The sequence below is a fragment of the Micromonospora sp. R311 genome (genome assembly GCF_056780015.1).
The window spans coordinates 37,207-57,865 of the sequence record NZ_JBSWCE010000002.1 but is presented as its reverse complement, the minus strand read 5'-3'; the positions used below and the strand labels follow the sequence as shown (position 1 = coordinate 57,865).

Here is a 20,659-nt window from a genome sequence, read left to right as displayed (position 1 = left end):
GGCGGATGACCGCCACCCTGACGGGTCGGGCGGCGGCGCTGCGCGCGCTGCACCGGCCCGGTGACCCGCTGATCCTGCCCAACGCCTGGGACGCCGGCTCGGCCCGGGCCGTCGCCGCCGCCGGCTTCCCGGCCGTGGCCACCAGCAGCGCCGCCGTCGCCGAGTCGCTCGGCCACGCCGACGGCGAGACCACTCCGGTCGGCGAGATGGTCGACGCGGTCGCCCGGATCGCCCGCGCGGTCGAGGTGCCGGTCACCGCCGACCTCGAGCGAGGGTACGGGCTGCGCCCCGCCGAACTGGTCGACCGGCTGCTCGCCGCCGGGGCGGTCGGGCTCAACCTGGAGGACTCCGACCCGCGGACCGGCGCGCTGGTCGACGCCGGGGAGCAGGCCGACCTGCTGGCCGAGGTGCGGGCGGCGGCCGACGCGGCGGGGGTGCCGGTGGTGCTCAACGCCCGGGTGGACGTCTTCCTGCGGCCCACCGGGGCCCCGGCCGACCGGCTCGCCGAGGCGGTCCGCCGGGGCCGGCGCTACCTCGCCGCCGGCGCGGACTGCGTCTACCCGATCCTGCTGGCCGACCCGGGGGAGTTGCGGAGCTTCGTCGACGCGGTGGCCGGGCCGGTGAACGTGCTGGCCCGTCCGGGCGGCCCCGCGCCGGCCGGGCTGGCCGCGCTCGGGGTGGCCCGGGTCAGCTACGGCTCCGGCCTGTACGCCGCCACGCGCGCGTACACCGCCCGGTTGCTCGACGCGGTCGCCACCGGCGAACCGGCGCCCTGACGCGGGACCTGCCCGCCGGTCGTCGGTCGTGTCCGGTTGACCGGCGGGCCCCGGGCCGGGAAGGTGATCGGATGAGCGGGGCTGACGAGACCCGGGACGGGGTGGCGCTGACCAACCTGGACCAGGCGCTGTTCGACGGGGCCGACGCGACCAAGCGGGACCTGGTCGACTACCTCGACGCGGTCCGCGACCGGATCGTGCCGCAGCTGCGGGACCGGCCGCTGTCGGTGATCCGGGTGCGTCCCGGGCAGCCGCCGTTCATGCAGAAGAACCTGCCGAAGTACACCCCGGAGTGGGTGCGCCGGGCGCCGGTCTGGGCCGAGGCGTCGCACCGCGAGGTGTCGTACGGGCTCTGCGACGACCGGCGGACCCTGCTCTGGTTCGCCAACCAGCGGGCGGTGGAGTACCACCCGACCCTGGCCACCGTCGCCGACCTGCACCGCCCGACCCATCTGGTGCTCGACCTCGACCCGCCCGAGGGGGACTCGTTTGCCCTCGCCGTGGCCGCCGCCCGGCTGGTCCGGCAGGCGCTGGCGGACGCCGGGCTCGTCGGCGCGGTCAAGACCAGCGGGGCCAAGGGTGTGCACGTCTTCGTACCGGTGGCGGCGGGGGCCACCGCCGTGGACATGGCCGCCGCCACCCGGGCGATCGCGGCCCGCGCCGAGCGGCTCGATCCCGCGCTGGCCACCACCGCGTTCATCCGGGAGGACCGGGGCGGCAAGGTCTTCGTGGACTCCACCCGGGCCGGCGGGGCGACCGTGGTGGCCGCGTACAGCCCGCGGCTGCGGCCGGGGGTGCCGGTGTCGTTCCCGGTGGACTGGGCCGACCTGGGCGACGTCACCCCGGCCGACTTCACCATCCGTACCGCGCCCGGCCTGGTCGCCGACCGCGACCCGTGGGCCGAGCAGCTGCCCGCGCCGCAGCCGCTCCCGGCGGACCTGGTCGCCGAGGGGCACACCATCCCGGTCGCCCGGGTGCAGGCCATGCACGAGGGCAAGCGCCGGGCCGGCGCCCGCCGCGCCGCCGGCTGAGGTACGCCCGGCCGCCCACCCGAAGCAGCCCGAGGCCGACCGTGGACCGCCGCCCGCACGCCAACCCGACGAGCCCGGCGCCTTCGTATTCTTTGCGGGTGCGACACGACACGGTCTTCGCCGAACATCGCGCGCTCCTGGTGGGCGTCGCCTACCGGGTGCTGGGCCGCTCCAGCGACGCCGAGGACGTGGTGCAGGACGCCTGGCTGCGGTGGAGTGCCGTCGACACCGGACAGGTCGAGAACCCGGAGGGCTACCTGGTCCGGGTGACCACCCGGCTGGCCATCGACCGGTTGCGCAGCGCGGCCGCCCGGCGCGAGTCGTACGTCGGGCCGTGGCTGCCCGAGCCGATTCTCACCGCGCCGGATGTCGCCGACGATGTGGCCAGGTCCGAGTCGGTGTCGCTGGCCCTGCTGCTCATCCTGGAGTCGTTGTCGCCGCTGGAGCGGGCGGTTTTCGTGCTGCACGAGGCGTTCGGCTACTCCCACAACGAGATCGCCGACATCGTCGACCGGAGCCCGGAGTCGGTACGCCAGACGGCGGTGCGCGCGCGCCAGCACGTGAGCGGACGCCGCCGGCGCTATGACACCGATCAGGGAACGCGACGCAAGGTCACCGAGTCGTTCATGTCGGCCAGTGCCGGCGGCGACCTGGCCGCCCTGATGGAGGTGCTCGCGCCCGACGTCAGGTTGGTCTGCGACGGCGGCGGCCTGGCGCCCGCGCCCCGCAGGGCGATCGACGGCATCGATCTGGTGGTGCGGGCGCTGGTCACGTTCGCCGGGCGCATGCCGGAGTCGCCGCGCGTCGTCGTCACGGAGGTCAATGGCGGCCCCGGCGTCGTCATCTACTCCGCCGAGACCCCGGTGGCGGTCGTCGTGCTGCACCTTGTCGACGGGCGCGCCCGGGAGATCCACCTGATCAGCAACCCGGAGAAACTCACCGCCGTCGGCGGGATGTGACGCCGCTCACAGCAGCTCACGTGCCACGCCCGCGGTCCCGTCCGTGGGGCATGACGAACACAGAGCGGACACGAATCGTTGTTGTCGGCGCCGGCTACACCGGCATGCTGGCGGCTCTCGGCGCGGCGCGTCGGGGCGGGGGCCGGGTGCGCGTGACGCTGATCAACCCCTGGGAGAGGTTCACCGAGCGGCTGCGGATGCACCAGATCGCGACCGGACAACAGCTCGCCGAGCACCGCATCCCGGACCTGTTGACCGGCACCGGGATCGCCTTCGTCCAGGGCTGGGCGACCGGCATCGACACCGCCGCGCGGACGGTCACCGTGGATGGTCGGATCGCCGTGGACTACGACACGCTGGTCTACGCGATCGGCAGCACCACGGACACCGCCCGCGTGCCGGGAGCCGACGCGCACGCCTACACCCTCAACAGCCCCCGGAGCGCACAGCGCATGGCCGAGCACCTCAAGGCCGCCGGTCGGGGCAGCTTCCTGGTGTGCGGGGGTGGGCTCACCGGGATCGAGGCGGCCGCCGAGATCGCCGAGTGCCACCCGGACGTCGCCGTGACGCTGCTGAGCCGCGGCGAGCCGGGCGCGATGATGGGCCCCCGGGCCCGCGCCTATCTGCGGGCGTCGCTCGACCGGTTGGGCGTGACCGTCCGCGCCGGCGTCGAGGTGGCCAAGGTGCTACCGGAGGGTGTCGAACTGGCCGGGGGCGAGGTCGTGCCGGGCGACGGAACCCTGTGGACCACCGGGGTGCGGGTGCCGCCCCTGGCGGTCGAGGCCGGGATCACCACCGACGAGACCGGCAGGATCGTGACCGACGCCACCCTGCGCTCCGTGTCGCACCCGGAGATCTACGCCATCGGGGACGCCGCCGCGATCCGGCAGGCCTACGGCGTCATCCACGGCACGTGCCAGAGCGGCCTGCCGACCGCCGCCCACGCCGCCGAGAACGTCGCCCGCCAGGTGCGCGGCAAGGTGCTCAAGCCGTTCCGGTTCGGCTACCTCCACCAACCGGTCAGCATCGGGCGCAGGGACGCGGTCATCCAGTTCACGTACGCCGACGACACTCCCCGGCGCTGGCTGCTCACCGGCCGGGCGGCCGTGTTCTACAAGGAGACCGTCAGCAGCAGCCCGATCAAGACCTACGGGCTGGCGAAGCGGATCGCCATCTCGGCCGGCATGCTGAGCACCACCGGCGGCCGGCGCAACCGGCCGGTGACCGCCCAGCGGGGCTGAGGGTGGCGCAGACGAAACGGGACCCGCCGGCAGCGGCGGGTCCCGAACGCGGTGGTTCTCGGTGCCCCCGGCAGGATTCGAACCTGCGCCCCCGCCTCCGGAGGGCGGTGCTCTATCCCCTGAGCTACGGGGGCTCAGCGACTGGAGAAGACTAGCAAACGTCCCCACCGAACGCCGAATCGGTATCCGTGGTCGACCCGTGTCGCGGCGCCCGGGCCGACGGCTGCGGATGCCGCCGTCGACGACGACGGCGCGCCTGTGGGCGGTGCGCCGCGGGTCAGGCGGCGACGGCGCGCCTGTGGGCGGTGCGCCCCCGGGTCAGGCGGCGACGGCGCGGCCGCAGCTGGGCAGCGGGTGCAGCACGATGCGCCGGGGCAGTCGGCGGGGCCACTCGTTGCGGGGCCACGAGCCGTCCACGATGAGGTGCACGGTGCGCTGCTCCTCGCCGCTGAGCCGGAGCACGAACTCGCGGGGGAGCGGCGGGTCGACCGTAGGTGTTGTGATCATGAAGCGGACCCGGCCGCGGGACGAGACGGCGGAGATCACGTCGGCCGCCGGCATGGTGCCGCGCAGCCGGACCCGGCCGATCCAGTAGACCTCGGCGAGGTGCTCCTGGGCCGCTCGGGTGATGACCGGGTACTCGCTGCGGACCCAGCGCTCGACCGCGCCCACGCAGAGCCCGCAGGCCCGCTCCCGGGGCTCCCGCGGACCCAACCCCCAGGCCCGCAGGTACGCCCCGACCGCGCCGGCGTCCAGCGACAGGTCGAACCGGCGCTGGATGAGCGTCTGGAGGCTCTGCCGCGTCCACAGCTCCTCGTCCAGGCCGAACTCGTCGGGGTGGACGCCCCGCAGCACGTCGATCAGTTCGAGTTCCTGTTCGCGGCTGAGCGATCCCGACTCGCTCTGCCGCTGTCCGCGACGGACGGCTGCCACCGCCCCGTCACCGCCGATGGTGTGGCGTCGGCACCAGCTGGTGACCGAACGCCGCGCGTCTCTGAGTGCAACCCCCACGTCCTGCGCAACGAGCCCGAATCGCAACTGGTCACGATATGTGCGGAGAAAACTCTCTTAGCAAAGCAATCGCCCACACCCCGCAAAACTCATAAATGGGATACAGCGAACAAAGCGGAAGACTTCTCCGGTCCCACCGGGTCCGAAATGATCAAGAGGTCTGCGTCATCCGGGAGGACCGGTGGTGACGCAGACCTCTCGGTCGACGCGGAGGTGGAGCGGATCAGCCGCCGAGGCGCTTGAGGGCGTTCTGGAGGTTGGTGAGGTCGGTCTGCTGGGTGTTCTTCATGGTCTGCGCGGTGCGGACCACGTCCGGCTCGTCGCTGGCGTCGAGCACCCCGTCGATCATGTGGATCCCGCCCAGGTGGTGCTTGATCATCATTTGCAGGAACCGGACGTCCAGGTCCCGCCCCTGGGCGGCGCGCAGGGCCGCCATCTCCTCGGGCGTGGCCATCCCCGGCATCAGGCCGTTCTGCACCGACAACTCGCCGTCCGGCATCCAGGACATCGGCGGCTGCGAGCCGGTCGGGTCCAGCCCCCACGACCGCAGCCAGGTCTGCATGGCCCCGAGTTCGCCCTGCTGGCCGAGGGCGATGTCGCCGCCGATGCTGCGGACCTCGGGGTCGGTGCCGCGCTGGAAGGCGATCAGGCCCATCTCCACCGCCTGCGCGTGGTGGGTGCTCATGTCCCGGGCGAAGCCCGCCTCCACCGAGGCGTCCCCGGGCCGGGTCAGCCGGGGCGTCAGCAGGCCGCCGGCGTACCCGAGGAGCAGCCCGACCACGACGGCCAGGGCCAGGGCGACCGTGCCCCAGCGGCGCGCGGTGGACCGGCGCCCCGGCGGGGTCGGGTCGTCGAGGTCGACGGTCTCGGTCGTGGTCGGTGCGCTCATCGTCGTCTCAGCCCTGCGTCCCCGCGTTGTCGCGCGGGGTGGTGCCGGTCGCGGTGATCCCCTGGTTGCACAGCGCCGTCGGCCCCTCGATCGAGGCGTTCACCCGCAGCGTCTTGATGAACTCGTCGATCCGCTTGTCGTCGGCGTTGTCGACCTTGAGCTGGTAGCCCCAGGCCTGCAGCGAGATCGGCTTGTCCAGCCCCTCGAACGGGCTGAGCATGGTCTTCTCCACGCCCTCGACCTTGCCGCGCAGCTTGGCCACCTGGTCGGCGGGCAGGTCCGGCCGGTAGGTGATCCAGACCGCGCCGTGCTCCAGGCTGTGCACCGCGTGCTCGCTGGCGATCGGGGCGTCGTAGACGTCGCCCATGCAGTTCTGCCAGGCCGCGTTGTGCGGGCCGGCCACCGGCGGGGAGATCTCGTACTTGATCGGGCCGGGCTGGTGGTTGCTCCCCTTGACCAGCTCCTTGTCCAGCTCGCGGTAGTTCACGATGCCGGAGATGTCGGCCGCCCGCTCCTCCCACGGCTTCGAGCCCTGGAACGCCGCCCAGGCGCCGTAGCCGATGATCGAGGCGGCGAGCACGCCCACGGCGACGAAGAGCGCGATCGGGCCCCAGGAGCGGCCCTGGCTGACCTTGACCGGGGTGATCGGCTTGCGGCCCTTGCCCCCGGCGCCCGGGCGGGGACCGGTCGACTTGCCGGACCCGGCCTTGCCGCCGGCCGGCTTGCCGGCAGCGGCCGGCCGGGCCGCCGGCTTCTTGCCGGTGCTGACCACGGTCGGACGGCGCTGCTCGCCGCCCGGGGTGCTGATGCTCATCGTGCCTCGTCAGGTCGGTCGGTCAGGGGAACCGGCGGGTCGGGTTCACATGCTGGGTCGCCGCCGCGGGTGCCGAGTCTACCCCCGATAACATGGTTCGGTGACTCCCGCAGAACTCGCCGAGGTCGTCCTCTCCGCAGCCCACGCCGTCTTCACCGAGCGGGGCCTGGATCGCTCCGCCCTGCCGGAGCGGACGGCGGTGGAGCGACCCCGCAACCCCGAGCACGGCGACTACGCCTCGACGCTGGCGCTCCAGCTCAGCAAGAAGGTGGGCGTCCCGCCGCGGGAACTCGCCACCGCGCTGGCCGAGCAGCTCGGCCGGTCCGCCGGGATCAAGTCGGTGGAGATCGCCGGCCCCGGCTTCCTCAACATCCGGCTCGACGCGGCCGCGGCCGGCCAGCTCGCCCGGGCGATCGTCGAGGCCGGCCCGGAGTACGGCCGCAGCGACCGGCTCGCCGGGCAGCGGATCAACCTCGAGTTCGTCTCGGCCAACCCGACCGGCCCGGTGCACATCGGCGGGGTCCGCTGGGCCGCGGTCGGCGACGCGCTGGGCCGGCTGCTGCGCGCCACCGGCGCCGAGGTGGGCACCGAGTACTACTTCAACGACGCCGGCTCGCAGATCGACCGGTTCGCCCGCTCGCTGCTCGCCGCCGCCCGGGGCGAGCCGACTCCGGAGGACGGTTACGCCGGGGCGTACCTCGGCGAGATCGCCGCGGAGGTGCGGGCCCGCCGGCCGGACGTGCTGACGCTGGACGACGCGGCGGCCCAGGAGGTCTTCCGGGTCGAGGGCGTGGCGCTGATGTTCGACGAGATCCGCTCGTCGCTGCGCGACTTCGGCGTCGAGTTCGACACCTACTTCAACGAGAAGGACCTGCACGACCGGGGCGAGCTCGACCTGGCGCTGAGCCGGCTGCGGCAGCAGGGCCACGTCTTCGAGGCCGAGGGCGCCACCTGGCTGCGCACCACCGAGTTCGGCGACGACAAGGACCGGGTGCTGCGCAAGTCCAACGGCGAGTGGACCTACTTCGCCGCCGACTGCGCCTACTACCTCGACAAGCGCGAGCGCGGCTTCGAGCGGGTGGTCATCATGCTCGGCGCCGACCACCACGGCTACATCGGCCGGATGAGGGCGATGGCCGCCTGCTTCGGCGACGACCCGGAGCGAAACCTGGAGATCCTCATCGGCCAGCTGGTCAACCTGGTCCGCGACGGCGCCCCGATGCGGATGAGCAAGCGGGCCGGCACCGTGGTCACCCTGGAGGACCTGGTCGACGCGATCGGGGTGGACGCCGCCCGGTACGCGCTGGCCCGCTACTCCAGCGACTCCCCGATCGACATCGACGTCGAGCTGTGGACCCGGGCCACCCGCGACAACCCGGTCTACTACGTGCAGTACGTGGCGGCCCGGACGGCCAGCGTCGGGCGCAACGCCGCCGAGGTCGGGCTCACCCGCGGCGACGCCGCCGCGTTCCGCCCCGACCTGCTCGACCACGAGAAGGAGAACGAGCTGCTCAAGGCGCTCGCCCAGTTCCCGGCGGTGGTGTCCACCGCGGCCGAGCTGCGCGAGCCGCACCGGGTGGCCCGCTACCTGGAGGACCTGTCCGGGGCCTACCACCGGTTCTACGACAACTGCCGGATCCTGCCGCGCGGCGACGAGGAGGTCGCCGACCTGCACCGGGCCCGGCTCTGGCTGAACGACGCCACCCGCGTGGTGATCGCCAACGGGCTGCACCTGCTCGGCGTCTCCGCCCCCGAGAGGATGTGACATGCGGGCTCACGAAGCCGGTGCGCTGCACGGCGACATCGGCAGCCGGGGGCCGGCCTGGCTGCGTACCCCGGACGACGTCAACGCCCTGGTGCCGCAGCTCTGGCCGCGCACCGTGGCGCGCGACGCGGACGGCCAGCTCACCGTCGCGGGCCTGCGCGTGCGCGACCTCGCCGCCGAGTTCGGCACCCCGGCGTACGTGCTCGACGAGGACGACCTGCGCTCGCGCTGCCGCGACTTCCGGGCCGCGTTCCCGGACGTCGACGTCTACTACGCCGGCAAGGCGTTCCTCTGCCGTGCCGTGGTGCGGATGATCGACGAGGAGGGCCTGCACCTGGACGTGTGCAGCGGTGGCGAGCTGGCCACCGCGCTGGCCGCCGGGATGGAGCCGGCGCGGATCGGCTTCCACGGCAACAACAAGTCGGTCGCCGAGCTGACCCGGGCGGTGGACGCCGGGGTGGGCCGGATCATCGTCGACTCGTTCACCGAGATCGACCGGCTCACCGCGCTGGCCCGCGAGCGCGGCGTCCGGCCGAAGGTGCTGATCCGGGTCACCGTCGGCGTCGAGGCGCACACCCACGAGTTCATCGCCACCGCCCACGAGGACCAGAAGTTCGGCTTCTCGCTGGCCGGCGGGGCGGCCGCGGCCGCCGCCTTCAAGATCCTCGACGAGGACGTCCTGGAGCTGCGCGGCCTGCACTCGCACATCGGGTCGCAGATCTTCGACGCCAGCGGGTTCGAGGTCTCCGCCCGCCGGGTGCTCGCCCTGCAGGCGCAGATCCGCGACGCGCGCGGGGTGGAGCTGCCCGAGCTGGACCTCGGCGGCGGCTTCGGCATCGCCTACACCACCCAGGACGACCCGGCCGCCCCGCACGACCTGGCCAAGCGGCTGCGCAAGATCGTCGACGGGGAGTGCGCGGCCGAACGACTCGCCGTGCCCCGGCTCTCCATCGAGCCGGGCCGGGCCATCGTCGGGCCGGCCGTGTTCACCCTCTACGAGGTCGGCACGGTCAAGGACGTCGACGGCATCCGCACGTACGTCAGCGTCGACGGCGGGATGAGCGACAACATCCGCACCGCGCTCTACGACGCGTCCTACTCCGCCACCCTGGCCTCCCGGGCGTCGGCCGCCGAGCCGATGCTCGCCCGCGTGGTGGGAAAGCATTGTGAGTCCGGGGACATCGTGGTGAAGGATGAATTCCTGCCCGCCGACGTGCAGCCCGGAGATCTTGTCGCGGTGCCCGGCACCGGCGCCTACTGCCGGAGCATGGCCAGCAACTACAACCACGTGCCCCGCCCCCCGGTGGTCGCGGTGCGGGGCGGCCAGGCGCGCGTGATCGTCCGGCGGGAGACCGAAGAGGACCTGCTGGCATTGGATGTTGGATGACGTCACCTGTGCGCCTGGCGCTGCTCGGCTGCGGCACCGTCGGTAGCGAGGTGGTCCGGCTGCTGCACGAGCAGTCGGCCGACCTCGCCGCCCGGATCGGTGCCCCGATCGAGATCGCCGGTATCGCCGTCCGGCGGCTCGGCCGCGACCGCGGTGACCTGCCGGTCGATCCGGCGCTGTTCACCACCGACCCGCTCGGCCTGATCAAGCGGGACGACGTCGACGTGGTGGTCGAGGTGGTCGGCGGCATCGAGCCGGCCCGGGGCTGGCTGGTGGAGGCGCTGCGGGCCGGCAAGAGCGTGGTCACCGCCAACAAGGCGTTGCTCGCCGAGGACGGCGCGGCGCTGCACGACGCGGCCGCCGAGGGCGGCGGCGACCTCTACTACGAGGCGTCCGTGGCCGGGGCGATCCCGCTGCTGCGCCCGCTGCGCGAGTCGCTGCACGGCGACCGGATCAACCGGGTCACCGGCATCGTCAACGGCACCACCAACTTCATCCTCTCCGCCATGGACGCCACCGGGGCCGGCTTCGCCGAGGCGCTGGAGGAGGCGACCGAGCTGGGGTACGCCGAGGCCGACCCGACCGCCGACGTGGAGGGCTTCGACGCGGCGGCCAAGGCGGCCATCCTGGCGTCACTGGCCTTCCACACCCGAGTGGGCGCCGCCGACGTGCACCGGGAGGGCATCACCGAGGTGACCGCCGCCGACGTGGCCAGCGCCAAGGCCATGGGCTGCACGATCAAGCTGCTCTGCATCGCGGCCCGGGGCGCGGACGCCGCCGGCCGGGAGACGGTCAGCGTGCGGGTGCACCCGGCGATGATCCCGCGGACCCACCCGCTGGCCGGCGTCGGCGACGCGTTCAACGCCGTCTTCGTCGAGGCCGAGGCGGCCGGGCAGCTGATGTTCTACGGCCGGGGCGCCGGCGGCGCGCCGACCGCCAGCGCCGTGCTCGGCGACGTGGTGGCGGTCGCCCGCAACCGGCTCGCCGGGGTCCGCGCGGCCAGCGAGAGCGCGTACGCCGACCTGTCGGTGCGGCCGATGGGGGAGGCGCTCACCCGCTACCACATCAGCCTGGACGTGGCCGACCGTCCCGGTGTGCTGGCCGCGGTGGCCGGGGTGTTCGCCCGGCACGACGTCTCGATCGCGACCGTCCGGCAGGGCTCGGCGGAGGCCGGCAGCTCCGGCGCCGCCGGCCGGGGCGACGACGCGGAACTGGTCATCGTGACCCACGTGGCGCCGGACGCCGCGCTCGCCGCCACCGTCCGCGAGCTGCGCGGACTGGACATCGTCCGGACCGTGACCAGCGTGCTGCGGGTCGAGGGCGGGCTGTGACGGTCCGCCCGGCGTGTGGGCTGGTGCTCTTGTCCCGCCAGGTGGTTAATGGCGGGTGTGCCGCGGCCGGCCCGGCGAGGCTGGTCCAGGCTGGAGGCGCTCCCGGCTGGGCGGGGCGGTAGAGGCGAGGAGAGCGACATGTGGCGGGGCCTGATCGACGCCTTCCGGGACCGGCTGCCGGTCACCGACGCCACCCCCGTCGTCACCCTGCACGAGGGGAACACCCCGCTGCTGCCCGCGCCGGTGCTCTCCGCCCGCCTCGGCTGCGACGTCCACCTGAAGGTGGAGGGGGCCAACCCGACCGGCTCGTTCAAGGACCGGGGCATGACGCTCGCGGTCTCCAAGGCGGTCGAGGCCGGTAACAAGGCGATCATCTGCGCGTCCACCGGCAACACCAGCGCCTCGGCGGCGGCGTACGCGGCCCGGGCCGGGCTGACCTGCGCGGTGCTGGTGCCGCAGGGCAAGATCGCGCTGGGCAAGCTGGCCCAGGCGCTGGTGCACGGCGCGAAGCTGCTCCAGGTCAACGGCAACTTCGACGACTGCCTGTCGCTGGCCGCCAAGCTCGCCCAGGACTACCCGGTGGCCCTGGTCAACTCGGTCAACATCGACCGGCTGCACGGCCAGAAGACCGCCGCGTTCGAGATCGTCGGGGCGCTCGGCGACGCCCCCGACATCCACTGCCTGCCGGTCGGCAACGCCGGCAACATCTCGGCCTACTGGATGGGCTACGCCGAGGAGCTCGACGACGGCAACGCCACCCGCACCCCCAAGATGTACGGCTTCCAGGCCGCCGGCGCGGCGCCGATCGTGACCGGCGAGGTGGTCCGGGAGCCGTCCACCATCGCCACCGCCATCCGGATCGGCAACCCGGCCAGCTGGACCCGGGCCCTGGACGCCCGGGACGCCTCCGGCGGGTTGATCGAGGCGGTCACCGACCGGGAGATCCTGGCCGCGTACCGGCTGCTGGCCCGCGAGGTCGGGGTCTTCGTGGAGCTGGGCAGCGCGGCCAGCGTAGCCGGCCTGCTCCAGCAGGCGGCAGCGGGCCGGGTCCCGGCCGGTTCCACCGTGGTCTGCACGGTCACCGGGCACGGCCTGAAGGACCCGGAGTGGGCCATCTCCACCGCCCCGGCCCCGGTCACCATCGCCAACGACCCCCTCGCCGCCGCCCGCTCCCTCGACCTCGCCTGACGGCCCGCGCACCACCCACCACCCACCTCCCGCGCTCTCCCACCCCCGTGATCATGAAGTTTGCGTCAGGAATCCGCCCGCGTCGGTCTTACGCAAACTTCATGATCAGCAAGCGCTCGGCGGGGCGGGACGGGTGGGTCCTGTTGGTGGGACGCGGAACGGGGGCGGGCGGGGCGTCGTGGACCGGGTCGGGCACACTCTGCGTACCCCATACACTTTCCTCAGGAGTGAGCCGAGCCGATGTCGCTGCTCGCCAGATTCAGCCTCGCCAACCGGGGGCTGGTCGCCCTCATCGCGGTGGTGGCCACGGCGTTCGGAGCGTTCGCCGTACCGTCGCTCAAGCAGCAACTGCTGCCGTCGCTGGAGTTCCCGGCCGCGTTCGTCGTGGCCGCCTACCCCGGTGCCGGCCCGGAAGTCGTCGAGTCGCAGGTCACCGAGCCGATCGAGAACAGTCTCCAGGGCATCCCGGGGCTGGAGAAGGTCACCTCGACCTCCCGCGAGGGCTCCGCGACCATCCAGGTGCAGTACGAGTTCGGCACCGACCTGGACGACGTGGTCAACAAGATGCAGACCGCGCTGAGCCGGATCGACGCCCGGTTGCCGGCGAGCGTCGACCCGCAGGTCATCGCGGGCAGCACCGACGACCTGCCGGCCGTGGTGCTGGCCGCGTCGGGCGGCGACGACCAGCGTGTCCTGGTCGAGCGGCTGCGCGGCACGGTGGTGTCGGAGCTGGAGGCGATCGACGGGGTGCGGTCGGTCGACGTCACCGGCACCCGGGACGACGTCGTGGTGGTCACCCCCGACCCGGCGAAGCTGGCGGCGGCGAAGCTCTCCCCGACCGCGATCGGCGCCGCGCTGCAGACCAACGGCGTGACGATCCCGGTCGGCACGGTCGCCGACGGCAGCAAGGCGCTGCCGGTGCAGGTCGGCACCCCGCTCGGCACCCTGGACGACCTGCGCGGCATCGTGGTCGCCCCGGCCGCCGGCAGGGCGGCTCCGGTGCGCCTGGGTGACGTGGCCACCGTCTCCGAGCAGCTCGCCCCCGCCACCGCGATCACCCGGACCAACGGCAAGGACAGCCTCGGCATCGCGGTCACCGCGTCCCCGGACGGCAACGCCGTGGAGATCTCCCGCGAGATCCGGGACCGGCTCGCCGAACTGCGGGAGGCCTCCGGCGCCGAGCTGACCATCGTCTTCGACCAGGCGCCGTTCGTCGAGAAGTCCATCGAGAGCCTGACCACCGAGGGCCTGCTCGGCCTGGTGATGGCGGTCGTGGTGATCCTGGTCTTCCTGCTGTCGGTGCGCTCCACCCTGGTCACCGCGGTCTCCATCCCGCTCTCCGTGGTGGTCGCGCTGATCGCCCTCTGGATCGGCGACTATTCGCTCAACCTGCTCACCCTCGGGGCGCTGACCATCGCCGTCGGCCGGGTGGTCGACGACTCGATCGTGGTGTTGGAGAACATCAAGCGGCACCTGGAGTACGGCGAGGAGAAGGTCCGCGCGATCCGCACCGCCGTCCGGGAGGTGGCCGGCGCGGTGACGGCGTCGACCCTCACCACGGTCGCCGTCTTCGCCCCGATCGCACTGGTCGGCGGCTTCGTCGGGCAGCTCTTCGCGCCGTTCGCGATCACCGTCACGGTGGCCCTGCTCGCCTCGCTGCTGGTCTCGCTGACCGTCATCCCGGTGCTCGCCTACTGGTTCCTCAAGCCGCCGTCCGGCACGCCGGACGACGAGGCGGTACGCCGGGCGGCGGAGCAGAAGGAGCTGCGCAGCCCGTTGCAGCGGGCGTACCTGCCGGTGATCGGGTTCGCCACCCGGAAGCGGGCGACCCGCTGGATCACCCTGGGGCTCGGCGTGCTGGTGCTGTTCGGCACGTTCGGGCTCTCCCGGCAGCTGGAGACCAACTTCCTGGACGACTCCGGGCAGGACACCCTGAGCATCACCCAGGAGCTGCCGGCGGGCACCGGCCTGGCCGGCACCGACGAGGCGGCCCGCCGGGTCGAGGCGGTGCTGGAGCGCACCGAGGGCGTCGAGACGTACACGGTCACCGCCGGCAGCGGGGACAACCCGTGGGCGGGCGGCGGCGGCAACAACGTCGCCACCTGGTCGCTGTCGCTCGGCGACGACACGGACGCCAAGGAGGTACGCGGCGTCCTGCGCCGGGAGCTCGACGCCCTCGGCGAGGGGGCGGGCGAGTTCAGCTTCGGCGCCGGGCAGGGCGCGGCCGCCAACCAGATCGAGGTGGTCGTCCAGGCCAGCGACCCGGAGACGTTGTCCCGGGCCGCCGCCGAGGCCGAGGCGGCGATGGCCGGGATCGCCGGCGTGGAGGACGTGTCCACCAGCCTGGCCGACCGGGTGGAACGGGTGGACGTGACCGTCGACCGGGTCGCCGCCGGCCGGGTCGGGCTCACCGAGGCGGCCGTCGGCCAGCTGGTGGCGCAGGCGTTCCGCGGCGCTCCGCTCGGTCAGGTGACGCTCGACGGCGGCCAGCGGGACGTGGTGCTGCGGCCGGCCGCCGTGCCGCCGACGACGGTGGAGCAGCTGCGCGCGCTGCCCGTGGGCCCGGTGAAGCTGGACGACATCGCCGACGTCACCGAGGCCGAGGGCCCGCAGCAGGTGACCCGGATCGGCGGCGAGCGCAGCGTCTCGGTGACCGGCACGGCCACCGGCTCCAACCTCGGCGCGACCAGCCAGGAGCTGCAGCGCCGGCTGGACGGCATCGACGTGCCGGGGGCGACGTTCACCATCGGCGGCGTCAGCGCCGACCAGGAGGAGGCCTTCGCCGACCTCGGGCTGGCGGTGCTGGCGGCGATCGCGATCGTCTTCCTGATCATGGTGGCGACGTTCCGCAGCCTCACCCAGGCGCTGATCCTGCTGATCTCCATCCCGTTCGCCGCCACCGGCGCGATCGGGCTGCTGCTGGCCACCGGGACCCCGCTCGGCGTGCCGGCGCTGATCGGCGTGCTCATGCTGGTCGGCATCGTGGTGACCAACGCGATCGTGCTGCTGGATCTGGTCAACCAGTACCGGGCCCAGGGTCTCGGGGTGCGCGAGGCGGTGGTCGAGGGCGGCCGGCGCCGGCTGCGGCCGATCCTGATGACCGCGGTGGCCACCATCTTCGCGCTGCTGCCGATGGCGTTCGGGCTCACCGGGGAGGGCGGCTTCATCTCCAAGCCGCTGGCGGTCGTGGTGATCGGCGGTCTGCTCAGCTCCACGCTGCTGACCCTGATCCTGGTGCCGACGCTCTACGCGATGGTGGAGCACACCAAGGAGTCGCTCCGGGCCCGGCGGCGCCGCGCCGGCGGGTCGGGTCCGGCGGAGCCGGCCGAGCCGGTCACCGGCGGGCCGGCCGCGGCCGAGCCGGTGCCGGTCCCCGCGGCCGCCCCGGCCGCCGAGGCCGGTGACCGGGAGCCCGCCGGGCCGGCGCTCCGTCCCTCGGCCGCGCTGGTGGACGGCACCGACCAGTTCGAGGTGCTGCGGCTGCCGAAGAGCCGCAGGTCGCCGCTGCCGCCGACCGAGTAGGCCGGCACGTCTGCGAACGCCCTCGGCGGTCCGCCCGTCGGGGGCGTTCGCTGTCCGCGCGACGACGGTTCGCCGAGGGCCGGCCGGGTAGGGTCCGGTCGTGGCGTCCACCCTCTCGGTCCTCACCCGGAACCGGAACTTCCGCAACCTCTTCCTGGCCGAGCTGGTGGTCTTCGGCGCCGACTGGTTCGTCATGGTGCCGCTGCTCGTGCTGCTGCCGAAGTTGACCGGCAGCGGAGTGTGGGGCGCGCTGGTGCTCGCGGTGGACACCGGGATCGTGGCGCTGCTGCTGCCGTACACCGGCACGGTCGCCGACCGGTTCGACCGCCGGAAGATCATGATCGCCTCGAACGTCGCCGCGTTGCTCGGCGTGCTGCTGCTGCTCGGCGTCCGGAGCGCCGGCACCGCCTGGCTGGCCATGCTGGGCATCGGGGTGGTCGCGGTGGCCAAGGCGTTCTACTCCCCGGCGGCCCAGGCCGCCCTGCCCAACGTCCTCGAACCCGACGAGCTGGCCGCCGGCAACGCGGTCGCCGGCTCGGCCTGGGGCACGATGACCATCGTCGGCGCCTCGCTCGGCGGGGTGCTGAGCGGCGAGGTCGGCCCGTACGCCTGCTTCTGGGTCGCCGCGGTCGGCCTGGTGCTCGCGGCCGGCCTGGCCGCGTTCATCCGCCGGCCGTTGCAGGCGCCCCGGGAGAGCGGGTCGCCGACGCCGCAGACCTGGGCGGCGGTCGGCGAGGCGCTGCGCTACATCGGGCACCGGCCGCGGGTGCTGGCGCTGGTGACGGTGAAGTCGGCGGTGGGCCTGGGCAACGGGGTGCTGACGATCTTCCCGCTGCTGGCCGGGGTGTACGGGGCCGGCCCGGCGGGCGCCGGCCTGCTCTTCGCGGTACGCGGGGCGGGCGCGCTGGTCGGGCCGATCCTGATGCGCCGGGTGCTGACCAACCGGTCCTGGCTGCTGCCGGGGCTGGCGCTGTCGATGTCGCTGTACGGGCTGGCCTACCTGGGCACCTCGGTGGTCGACTGGTTCCCGCTGGTGCTGGCCCTGGTCTTCGTCGCCCACTTCGCCGGCGGCAGCAACTGGGTGATGTCGAACTTCGCCCTGCAGGGCGAGGTGCCGGACCGGCTGCGCGGGCGGGTCTTCGCCACCGACATGATGCTGGCGACCCTGGCCATCTCGGTCAGCCAGCTGGTGGTGGCCGCGGTGGTCGACACCGTGGACGAGCGGGTGGTGCTGGCCGGTTGCGGCCTGGTCACGCTCGTCTACGCGGTGGGCTGGCGGATCGCCACCCGGCGGCTGTCGCTCTCCGACCCGGCCGCCGAGCCGGACCCGACCGCCGTGCGCCAGGGCTAGGCCGGTTTCCCAGGGTCCGGACGGTCGTCCGTCCTGTCGGTGCCGGGCCATAGCATGAGCCCGTGCCGACGACTTTCACCGCCGGGCCGGTCCGGGTCCGGGTTCCCGCCACCAGCGCCAACCTGGGGCCGGGGTTCGACGCGCTCGGGCTGGCCCTGGCCCTCCACGACGACGTGGCGGCCGAGGTCACCGCGGGTGGCGTGACGGTGAGCGTGGCCGGGCAGGGCGCGGGGGAGTTGCCGGCCGACGACCGGCACCTGGTGGTCCGCGCCATGCGGGCCGCCTTCGACGCCCTCGGCGGGCAGCCGCCGGGGCTGGCGGTCGAGTGCGTCAACCGCATCCCGCAGGCCCGCGGCCTCGGGTCCTCCTCGGCGGCGATCGTGGCCGGCGTGCTGCTGGCCCGGGCGTTGGTGGTCGACGGTGAGCAGCGGCTCGACGCCGCCGGCGTGCTGCGGCTGGCGGCCGAGATCGAGGGCCACCCCGACAACGTGGCCCCCTGCCTGCTCGGCGGCTTCACCCTGGCCTGGACGGAGCCGTCCGGCGCCCGGGCGGTGTCGCTGCCGGTCGCCGAGGAGGTGCACCCCACCGTCTTCGTGCCCGCGGAGCGGGGCCTGACCGCCACCGCGCGGGCGGCGTTGCCGGCGACCGTGCCGCACCGCGACGCCGCGTTCAACGCCGGCCGGGCCGCGCTGCTGGTGCACGCGCTCAGCACCGATCCGACGCTGCTGTTGCCGGCCACCGTCGACCGGCTGCACCAGGAATACCGCGCGCCCGGCATGCCCGGCACGGCCGCCCTGGTGAATGCGCTGCGTGCGGCGGGTGTGGCGGCTGTGGTCAGTGGGGCGGGGCCGACCGTTCTGGCGCTGACCGAGCCGCCGGAGGGCTTCGAGGCGGGAACAGGATGGCAGGTTCGGCAGTTGATGACAGACGTGCGCGGCGCACAGGCCGCTCGGGGTAGACTTGGACACGCGGAGCGGGACCCTGTTGCCGCAGGTCGGAAGAGTTGATTACGCTCTAGACTTAGCACAGCCGCGAAGCATGCGATCTCCTGCGGGTCGGCGCACCCCCGAAGCTTTCGGCGGTAAGCCCGTCACCCCTGCCTAGGCCACGCCGCACCGCAGTCTCCACAGGTCGCCGCAGACGGCGAGACCTGCTCACCGATGCTGGTGAGTTGGGAAACCGACCGGCTGCTGTGTCACAGACTCCCGCGACGCGTCCATGCGAGGCGGGTGCACCGAGGCCGCCCGGCCACCTTGCTTTTCGACTCCGGGCAGTCCCGGCCTATCGAGGGAAGGAATCCATTGAGCGACACCACCGACGTGACGTCGGATGTTTCCAACGTCGCTGGCGATGCCACCACCGCCGCTCCCGCCCGTCGTCGGCGCAGCGGCACCGGTCTGTCGGCGATGCTGCTGCCAGAGCTGCAGAGCCTGGCCGCGTCGCTCGGCATCTCCGGTACGGCTCGCATGCGTAAGGGCGAGCTGATCAGCGCGATCTCCGAGCGGCAGGGCGGCGCCGCCGCCGGCACCCCTCGACCGCGGGCCGAGGTCGCGGCCGCGGCCGCTCCCACCCGCGAAGAGGTCCACGCCGAGGTCCGGGACACCGGCGAGCGGCCGGAGGCCGAGCGGCGTACCGCGGAGCAGCCGTCCGCGGAGCCGGCGGCCACCGAGTCCGAGGGCCGGAGCCGTTCCCGGCGCAGCCGGGCCACCGCCGCCGAGGCGCGGGCCGAGGAGACCACCGCCGAGACCGGTGAGCGGGCCGAGCGCGGCGAGGGCCGGGGCGGTCGCGACCGCGCCGAGCGTGGCGGTGACCGGGCCGAGCGCGCCGAGCGTGGCGGTGACCGGGCCGAGCGCGGCGAGCGTGCCGAGCGGGGCGAGCGTGCCGAGCGGGGCGAGCGCGGCGACCGCAACGAGCGGGGCGAGCGTGCCGAGCGCGGTGAGCGTGCCGACCGCAACGAGCGGGGCGAGCGTGCCGAGCGCGGTGAGCGTGGCGACCGCAACGAGCGGGGCGAGCGCGGCGACCGTAACGACCGGGGTCAGCGCGCCGAGCGCGACACCGACTCCGACGACGACGGCGAGGGCGGCGGCCGGCGTGGCCGGCGCAGCCGGTTCCGCGACCGGCGGCGGGGCCGTGGTGAGCGCGCCGAGGGCGGCGGCGACGGCGGGCGCGAGCCGCAGGTCAGCGAGGACGACGTGCTCGTCCCGGTGGCCGGCATCATCGACGTGCTCGACAACTACGCCTTCGTGCGGACCACCGGCTACCTGGCCGGCCCGAACGACGTCTACGTCTCGATGTCCCAGATCAAGAAGTACGGCCTGCGGCGCGGTGACGCGATCACCGGTGCGGTGCGCGCGGCGCGGGACGGCGAGCAGCGGCGGGACAAGTACAACCCGCTGGTCCGGCTGGACACCATCAACGGGATGGAGCCCGAGGAGGCCAAGCGCCGGCCGGAGTTCTACAAGCTGACCCCGCTGTACCCGCAGGAGCGGCTGCGGCTGGAGACCGAGCCGCACATCCTCACCACGCGGGTGATCGACCTGGTCATGCCGATCGGCAAGGGCCAGCGGGCGCTCATCGTCTCGCCGCCGAAGGCCGGTAAGACGATGGTGCTGCAGGCGATCGCGAACGCGATCACCCACAACAACCCGGAGTGCCACCTGATGGTGGTGCTGGTCGACGAGCGGCCCGAAGAGGTCACCGACATGCAGCGGTCGGTGAAGGGCGAGGTCATCGCGGCGACGTTCGACCGTCCGCCGCAGGACCACACCACCGTGGCGGAGCTGGCGATCGAGCGGGCGAAGCGGCTGGTCGAGCTGGGCCACGACGTGGTCGTGCTGCTCGACTCGGTGACCCGGCTGGGTCGGTCGTACAACCTGGCGGCGCCGGCCAGTGGCCGGATCATGTCGGGTGGTATCGACTCCACCGCGCTCTACCCGCCGAAGCGCTTCCTCGGCGCGGCCCGCAACATCGAGAACGGCGGCTCGCTGACCATCCTCGCCACCGCGCTGGTGGAGACCGGGTCGATGGCGGACACGGTCATCTTCGAGGAGTTCAAGGGCACCGGTAACGCGGAGCTGAAGCTGGATCGGAAGATCGCCGACAAGCGGACCTTCCCGGCCATCGACATCCACCCGTCCGGTACGCGCAAGGAGGAGATCCTGCTCGCGCCGGAGGAGCTGGCCATCGTCCACAAGCTCCGCAAGGTGCTGCACTCGCTGGACTCGCAGGCGGCCCTGGACCTGCTGCTCGACAAGCTCAAGCAGACCCGGACCAACATCGAGTTCCTGATGCAGATCGCCAAGTCGACGCCGGGGGAGTGAACCTTTCCGGTTGACTGACGAAGGGGCACGGCCGTCCGGCCGTGCCCCTTCGTCGTGCCGGCGTGACTCCGACG

At 73.5% G+C, this 20,659-nt stretch carries 15 protein-coding genes and 1 tRNA gene; 12 read left to right on the top strand and 4 right to left on the bottom strand.

Features of this window, described 5'->3' with window-relative positions:
- Positions 1–5: 5 nt before the first annotated feature.
- The 4 genes from AC1WTP_RS01630 (at position 6) to AC1WTP_RS01615 (ending at position 4,007) form a co-directional block, all read left to right on the top strand.
- Positions 6–776 (top strand): isocitrate lyase/PEP mutase family protein, encoded by a 771-nt coding sequence (locus tag AC1WTP_RS01630; RefSeq protein ID WP_481647463.1) that lies wholly within the window; start codon positions 6–8, stop codon positions 774–776.
- A gap of 71 nt (positions 777–847) precedes the next feature.
- A complete protein-coding gene (locus AC1WTP_RS01625) occupies positions 848–1,807 on the top strand; it encodes a DNA polymerase domain-containing protein (protein WP_481647462.1) in 960 nt (319 codons plus the stop codon).
- 98 nt (positions 1,808–1,905) lie between these two features.
- Positions 1,906–2,766, top strand: coding sequence for an RNA polymerase sigma factor SigJ (sigJ, locus tag AC1WTP_RS01620; RefSeq protein ID WP_481647461.1), 861 nt, complete (start codon positions 1,906–1,908; stop codon positions 2,764–2,766).
- Between the two features lie 50 nt (positions 2,767–2,816).
- Positions 2,817–4,007 (top strand): NAD(P)/FAD-dependent oxidoreductase, encoded by a 1,191-nt coding sequence (locus AC1WTP_RS01615; RefSeq protein WP_481647460.1) that lies wholly within the window; start codon positions 2,817–2,819, stop codon positions 4,005–4,007.
- Between the two features lie 62 nt (positions 4,008–4,069).
- Here the strand turns inward: AC1WTP_RS01615 and AC1WTP_RS01610 are convergent.
- The 4 genes from AC1WTP_RS01610 to AC1WTP_RS01595 form a co-directional block, all read right to left on the bottom strand.
- Positions 4,070–4,141: transfer RNA gene (locus AC1WTP_RS01610), tRNA-Arg, on the bottom strand.
- Positions 4,142–4,325: 184 nt separating this feature from the next.
- Positions 4,326–5,018 carry a winged helix-turn-helix domain-containing protein gene (locus tag AC1WTP_RS01605; protein WP_481647459.1) on the bottom strand — a complete coding sequence of 231 codons (693 nt, stop codon included), beginning with the start codon at positions 5,016–5,018 and terminating at the stop codon, positions 4,326–4,328.
- A 223-nt stretch (positions 5,019–5,241) separates the two neighbouring features.
- Positions 5,242–5,907, bottom strand: a complete 666-nt coding sequence (locus AC1WTP_RS01600) for a DUF305 domain-containing protein (RefSeq protein ID WP_481647458.1) — start codon at positions 5,905–5,907, stop codon at positions 5,242–5,244.
- A gap of 7 nt (positions 5,908–5,914) precedes the next feature.
- On the bottom strand, positions 5,915–6,721 hold the full coding sequence (locus AC1WTP_RS01595) for a DUF3105 domain-containing protein (protein WP_481647456.1): 807 nt from the start codon (positions 6,719–6,721) through the stop codon (positions 5,915–5,917).
- A gap of 100 nt (positions 6,722–6,821) precedes the next feature.
- On the opposite strand from AC1WTP_RS01595, the gene argS reads away from it, so the two are divergent.
- From argS to rho, 8 genes are all read left to right on the top strand, one after another.
- Complete coding sequence (gene argS, locus AC1WTP_RS01590; RefSeq protein WP_481647455.1) at positions 6,822–8,486, top strand: arginine--tRNA ligase; 1,665 nt, start codon at positions 6,822–6,824, stop codon at positions 8,484–8,486.
- Position 8,487: 1 nt separating this feature from the next.
- Complete coding sequence (lysA, locus tag AC1WTP_RS01585; protein WP_481647454.1) at positions 8,488–9,873, top strand: diaminopimelate decarboxylase; 1,386 nt, start codon at positions 8,488–8,490, stop codon at positions 9,871–9,873.
- 8 nt (positions 9,874–9,881) lie between these two features.
- The gene (locus AC1WTP_RS01580; RefSeq protein WP_447138931.1) at positions 9,882–11,204 is read left to right on the top strand and encodes a homoserine dehydrogenase; all 1,323 of its coding nucleotides are present in this window, start codon (positions 9,882–9,884) and stop codon (positions 11,202–11,204) included.
- A gap of 138 nt (positions 11,205–11,342) precedes the next feature.
- Positions 11,343–12,392: a threonine synthase gene (gene thrC / locus AC1WTP_RS01575; protein ID WP_481647453.1), complete on the top strand. Its 1,050-nt coding sequence runs from the start codon at positions 11,343–11,345 to the stop codon at positions 12,390–12,392.
- Between the two features lie 240 nt (positions 12,393–12,632).
- Positions 12,633–15,914, top strand: coding sequence for an efflux RND transporter permease subunit (locus AC1WTP_RS01570; RefSeq protein ID WP_481647452.1), 3,282 nt, complete (start codon positions 12,633–12,635; stop codon positions 15,912–15,914).
- Between the two features lie 100 nt (positions 15,915–16,014).
- Entirely contained in the window at positions 16,015–17,265 is a 1,251-nt protein-coding gene (locus AC1WTP_RS01565) for an MFS transporter (protein ID WP_481647451.1), read from the top strand.
- A gap of 62 nt (positions 17,266–17,327) precedes the next feature.
- Positions 17,328–18,272 (top strand): homoserine kinase, encoded by a 945-nt coding sequence (thrB, locus tag AC1WTP_RS01560; RefSeq protein WP_481647450.1) that lies wholly within the window; start codon positions 17,328–17,330, stop codon positions 18,270–18,272.
- 294 nt (positions 18,273–18,566) lie between these two features.
- The gene (rho, locus tag AC1WTP_RS01555) at positions 18,567–20,585 is read left to right on the top strand and encodes a transcription termination factor Rho (RefSeq protein WP_481647449.1); all 2,019 of its coding nucleotides are present in this window, start codon (positions 18,567–18,569) and stop codon (positions 20,583–20,585) included.
- Positions 20,586–20,659 lie beyond the last annotated feature (74 nt).

Bases quoted from the DNA above. Each gene is read 5' to 3' on its own strand.
- AC1WTP_RS01630 (WP_481647463.1), top strand. From the start codon at position 6: ATGACCGCCACCCTGACGGGTCGGGCGGCGGCGCTGCGCGCGCTGCAC.
- AC1WTP_RS01625 (WP_481647462.1), top strand. From the start codon at position 848: ATGAGCGGGGCTGACGAGACCCGGGACGGGGTGGCGCTGACCAACCTG.
- AC1WTP_RS01615 (WP_481647460.1), top strand. From the start codon at position 2,817: ATGACGAACACAGAGCGGACACGAATCGTTGTTGTCGGCGCCGGCTAC.
- AC1WTP_RS01600 (WP_481647458.1), bottom strand. From the start codon at position 5,907: ATGAGCGCACCGACCACGACCGAGACCGTCGACCTCGACGACCCGACC.
- AC1WTP_RS01595 (WP_481647456.1), bottom strand. From the start codon at position 6,721: ATGAGCATCAGCACCCCGGGCGGCGAGCAGCGCCGTCCGACCGTGGTC.
- lysA (WP_481647454.1), top strand. From the start codon at position 8,488: ATGCGGGCTCACGAAGCCGGTGCGCTGCACGGCGACATCGGCAGCCGG.
- thrC (WP_481647453.1), top strand. From the start codon at position 11,343: ATGTGGCGGGGCCTGATCGACGCCTTCCGGGACCGGCTGCCGGTCACC.
- AC1WTP_RS01570 (WP_481647452.1), top strand. From the start codon at position 12,633: ATGTCGCTGCTCGCCAGATTCAGCCTCGCCAACCGGGGGCTGGTCGCC.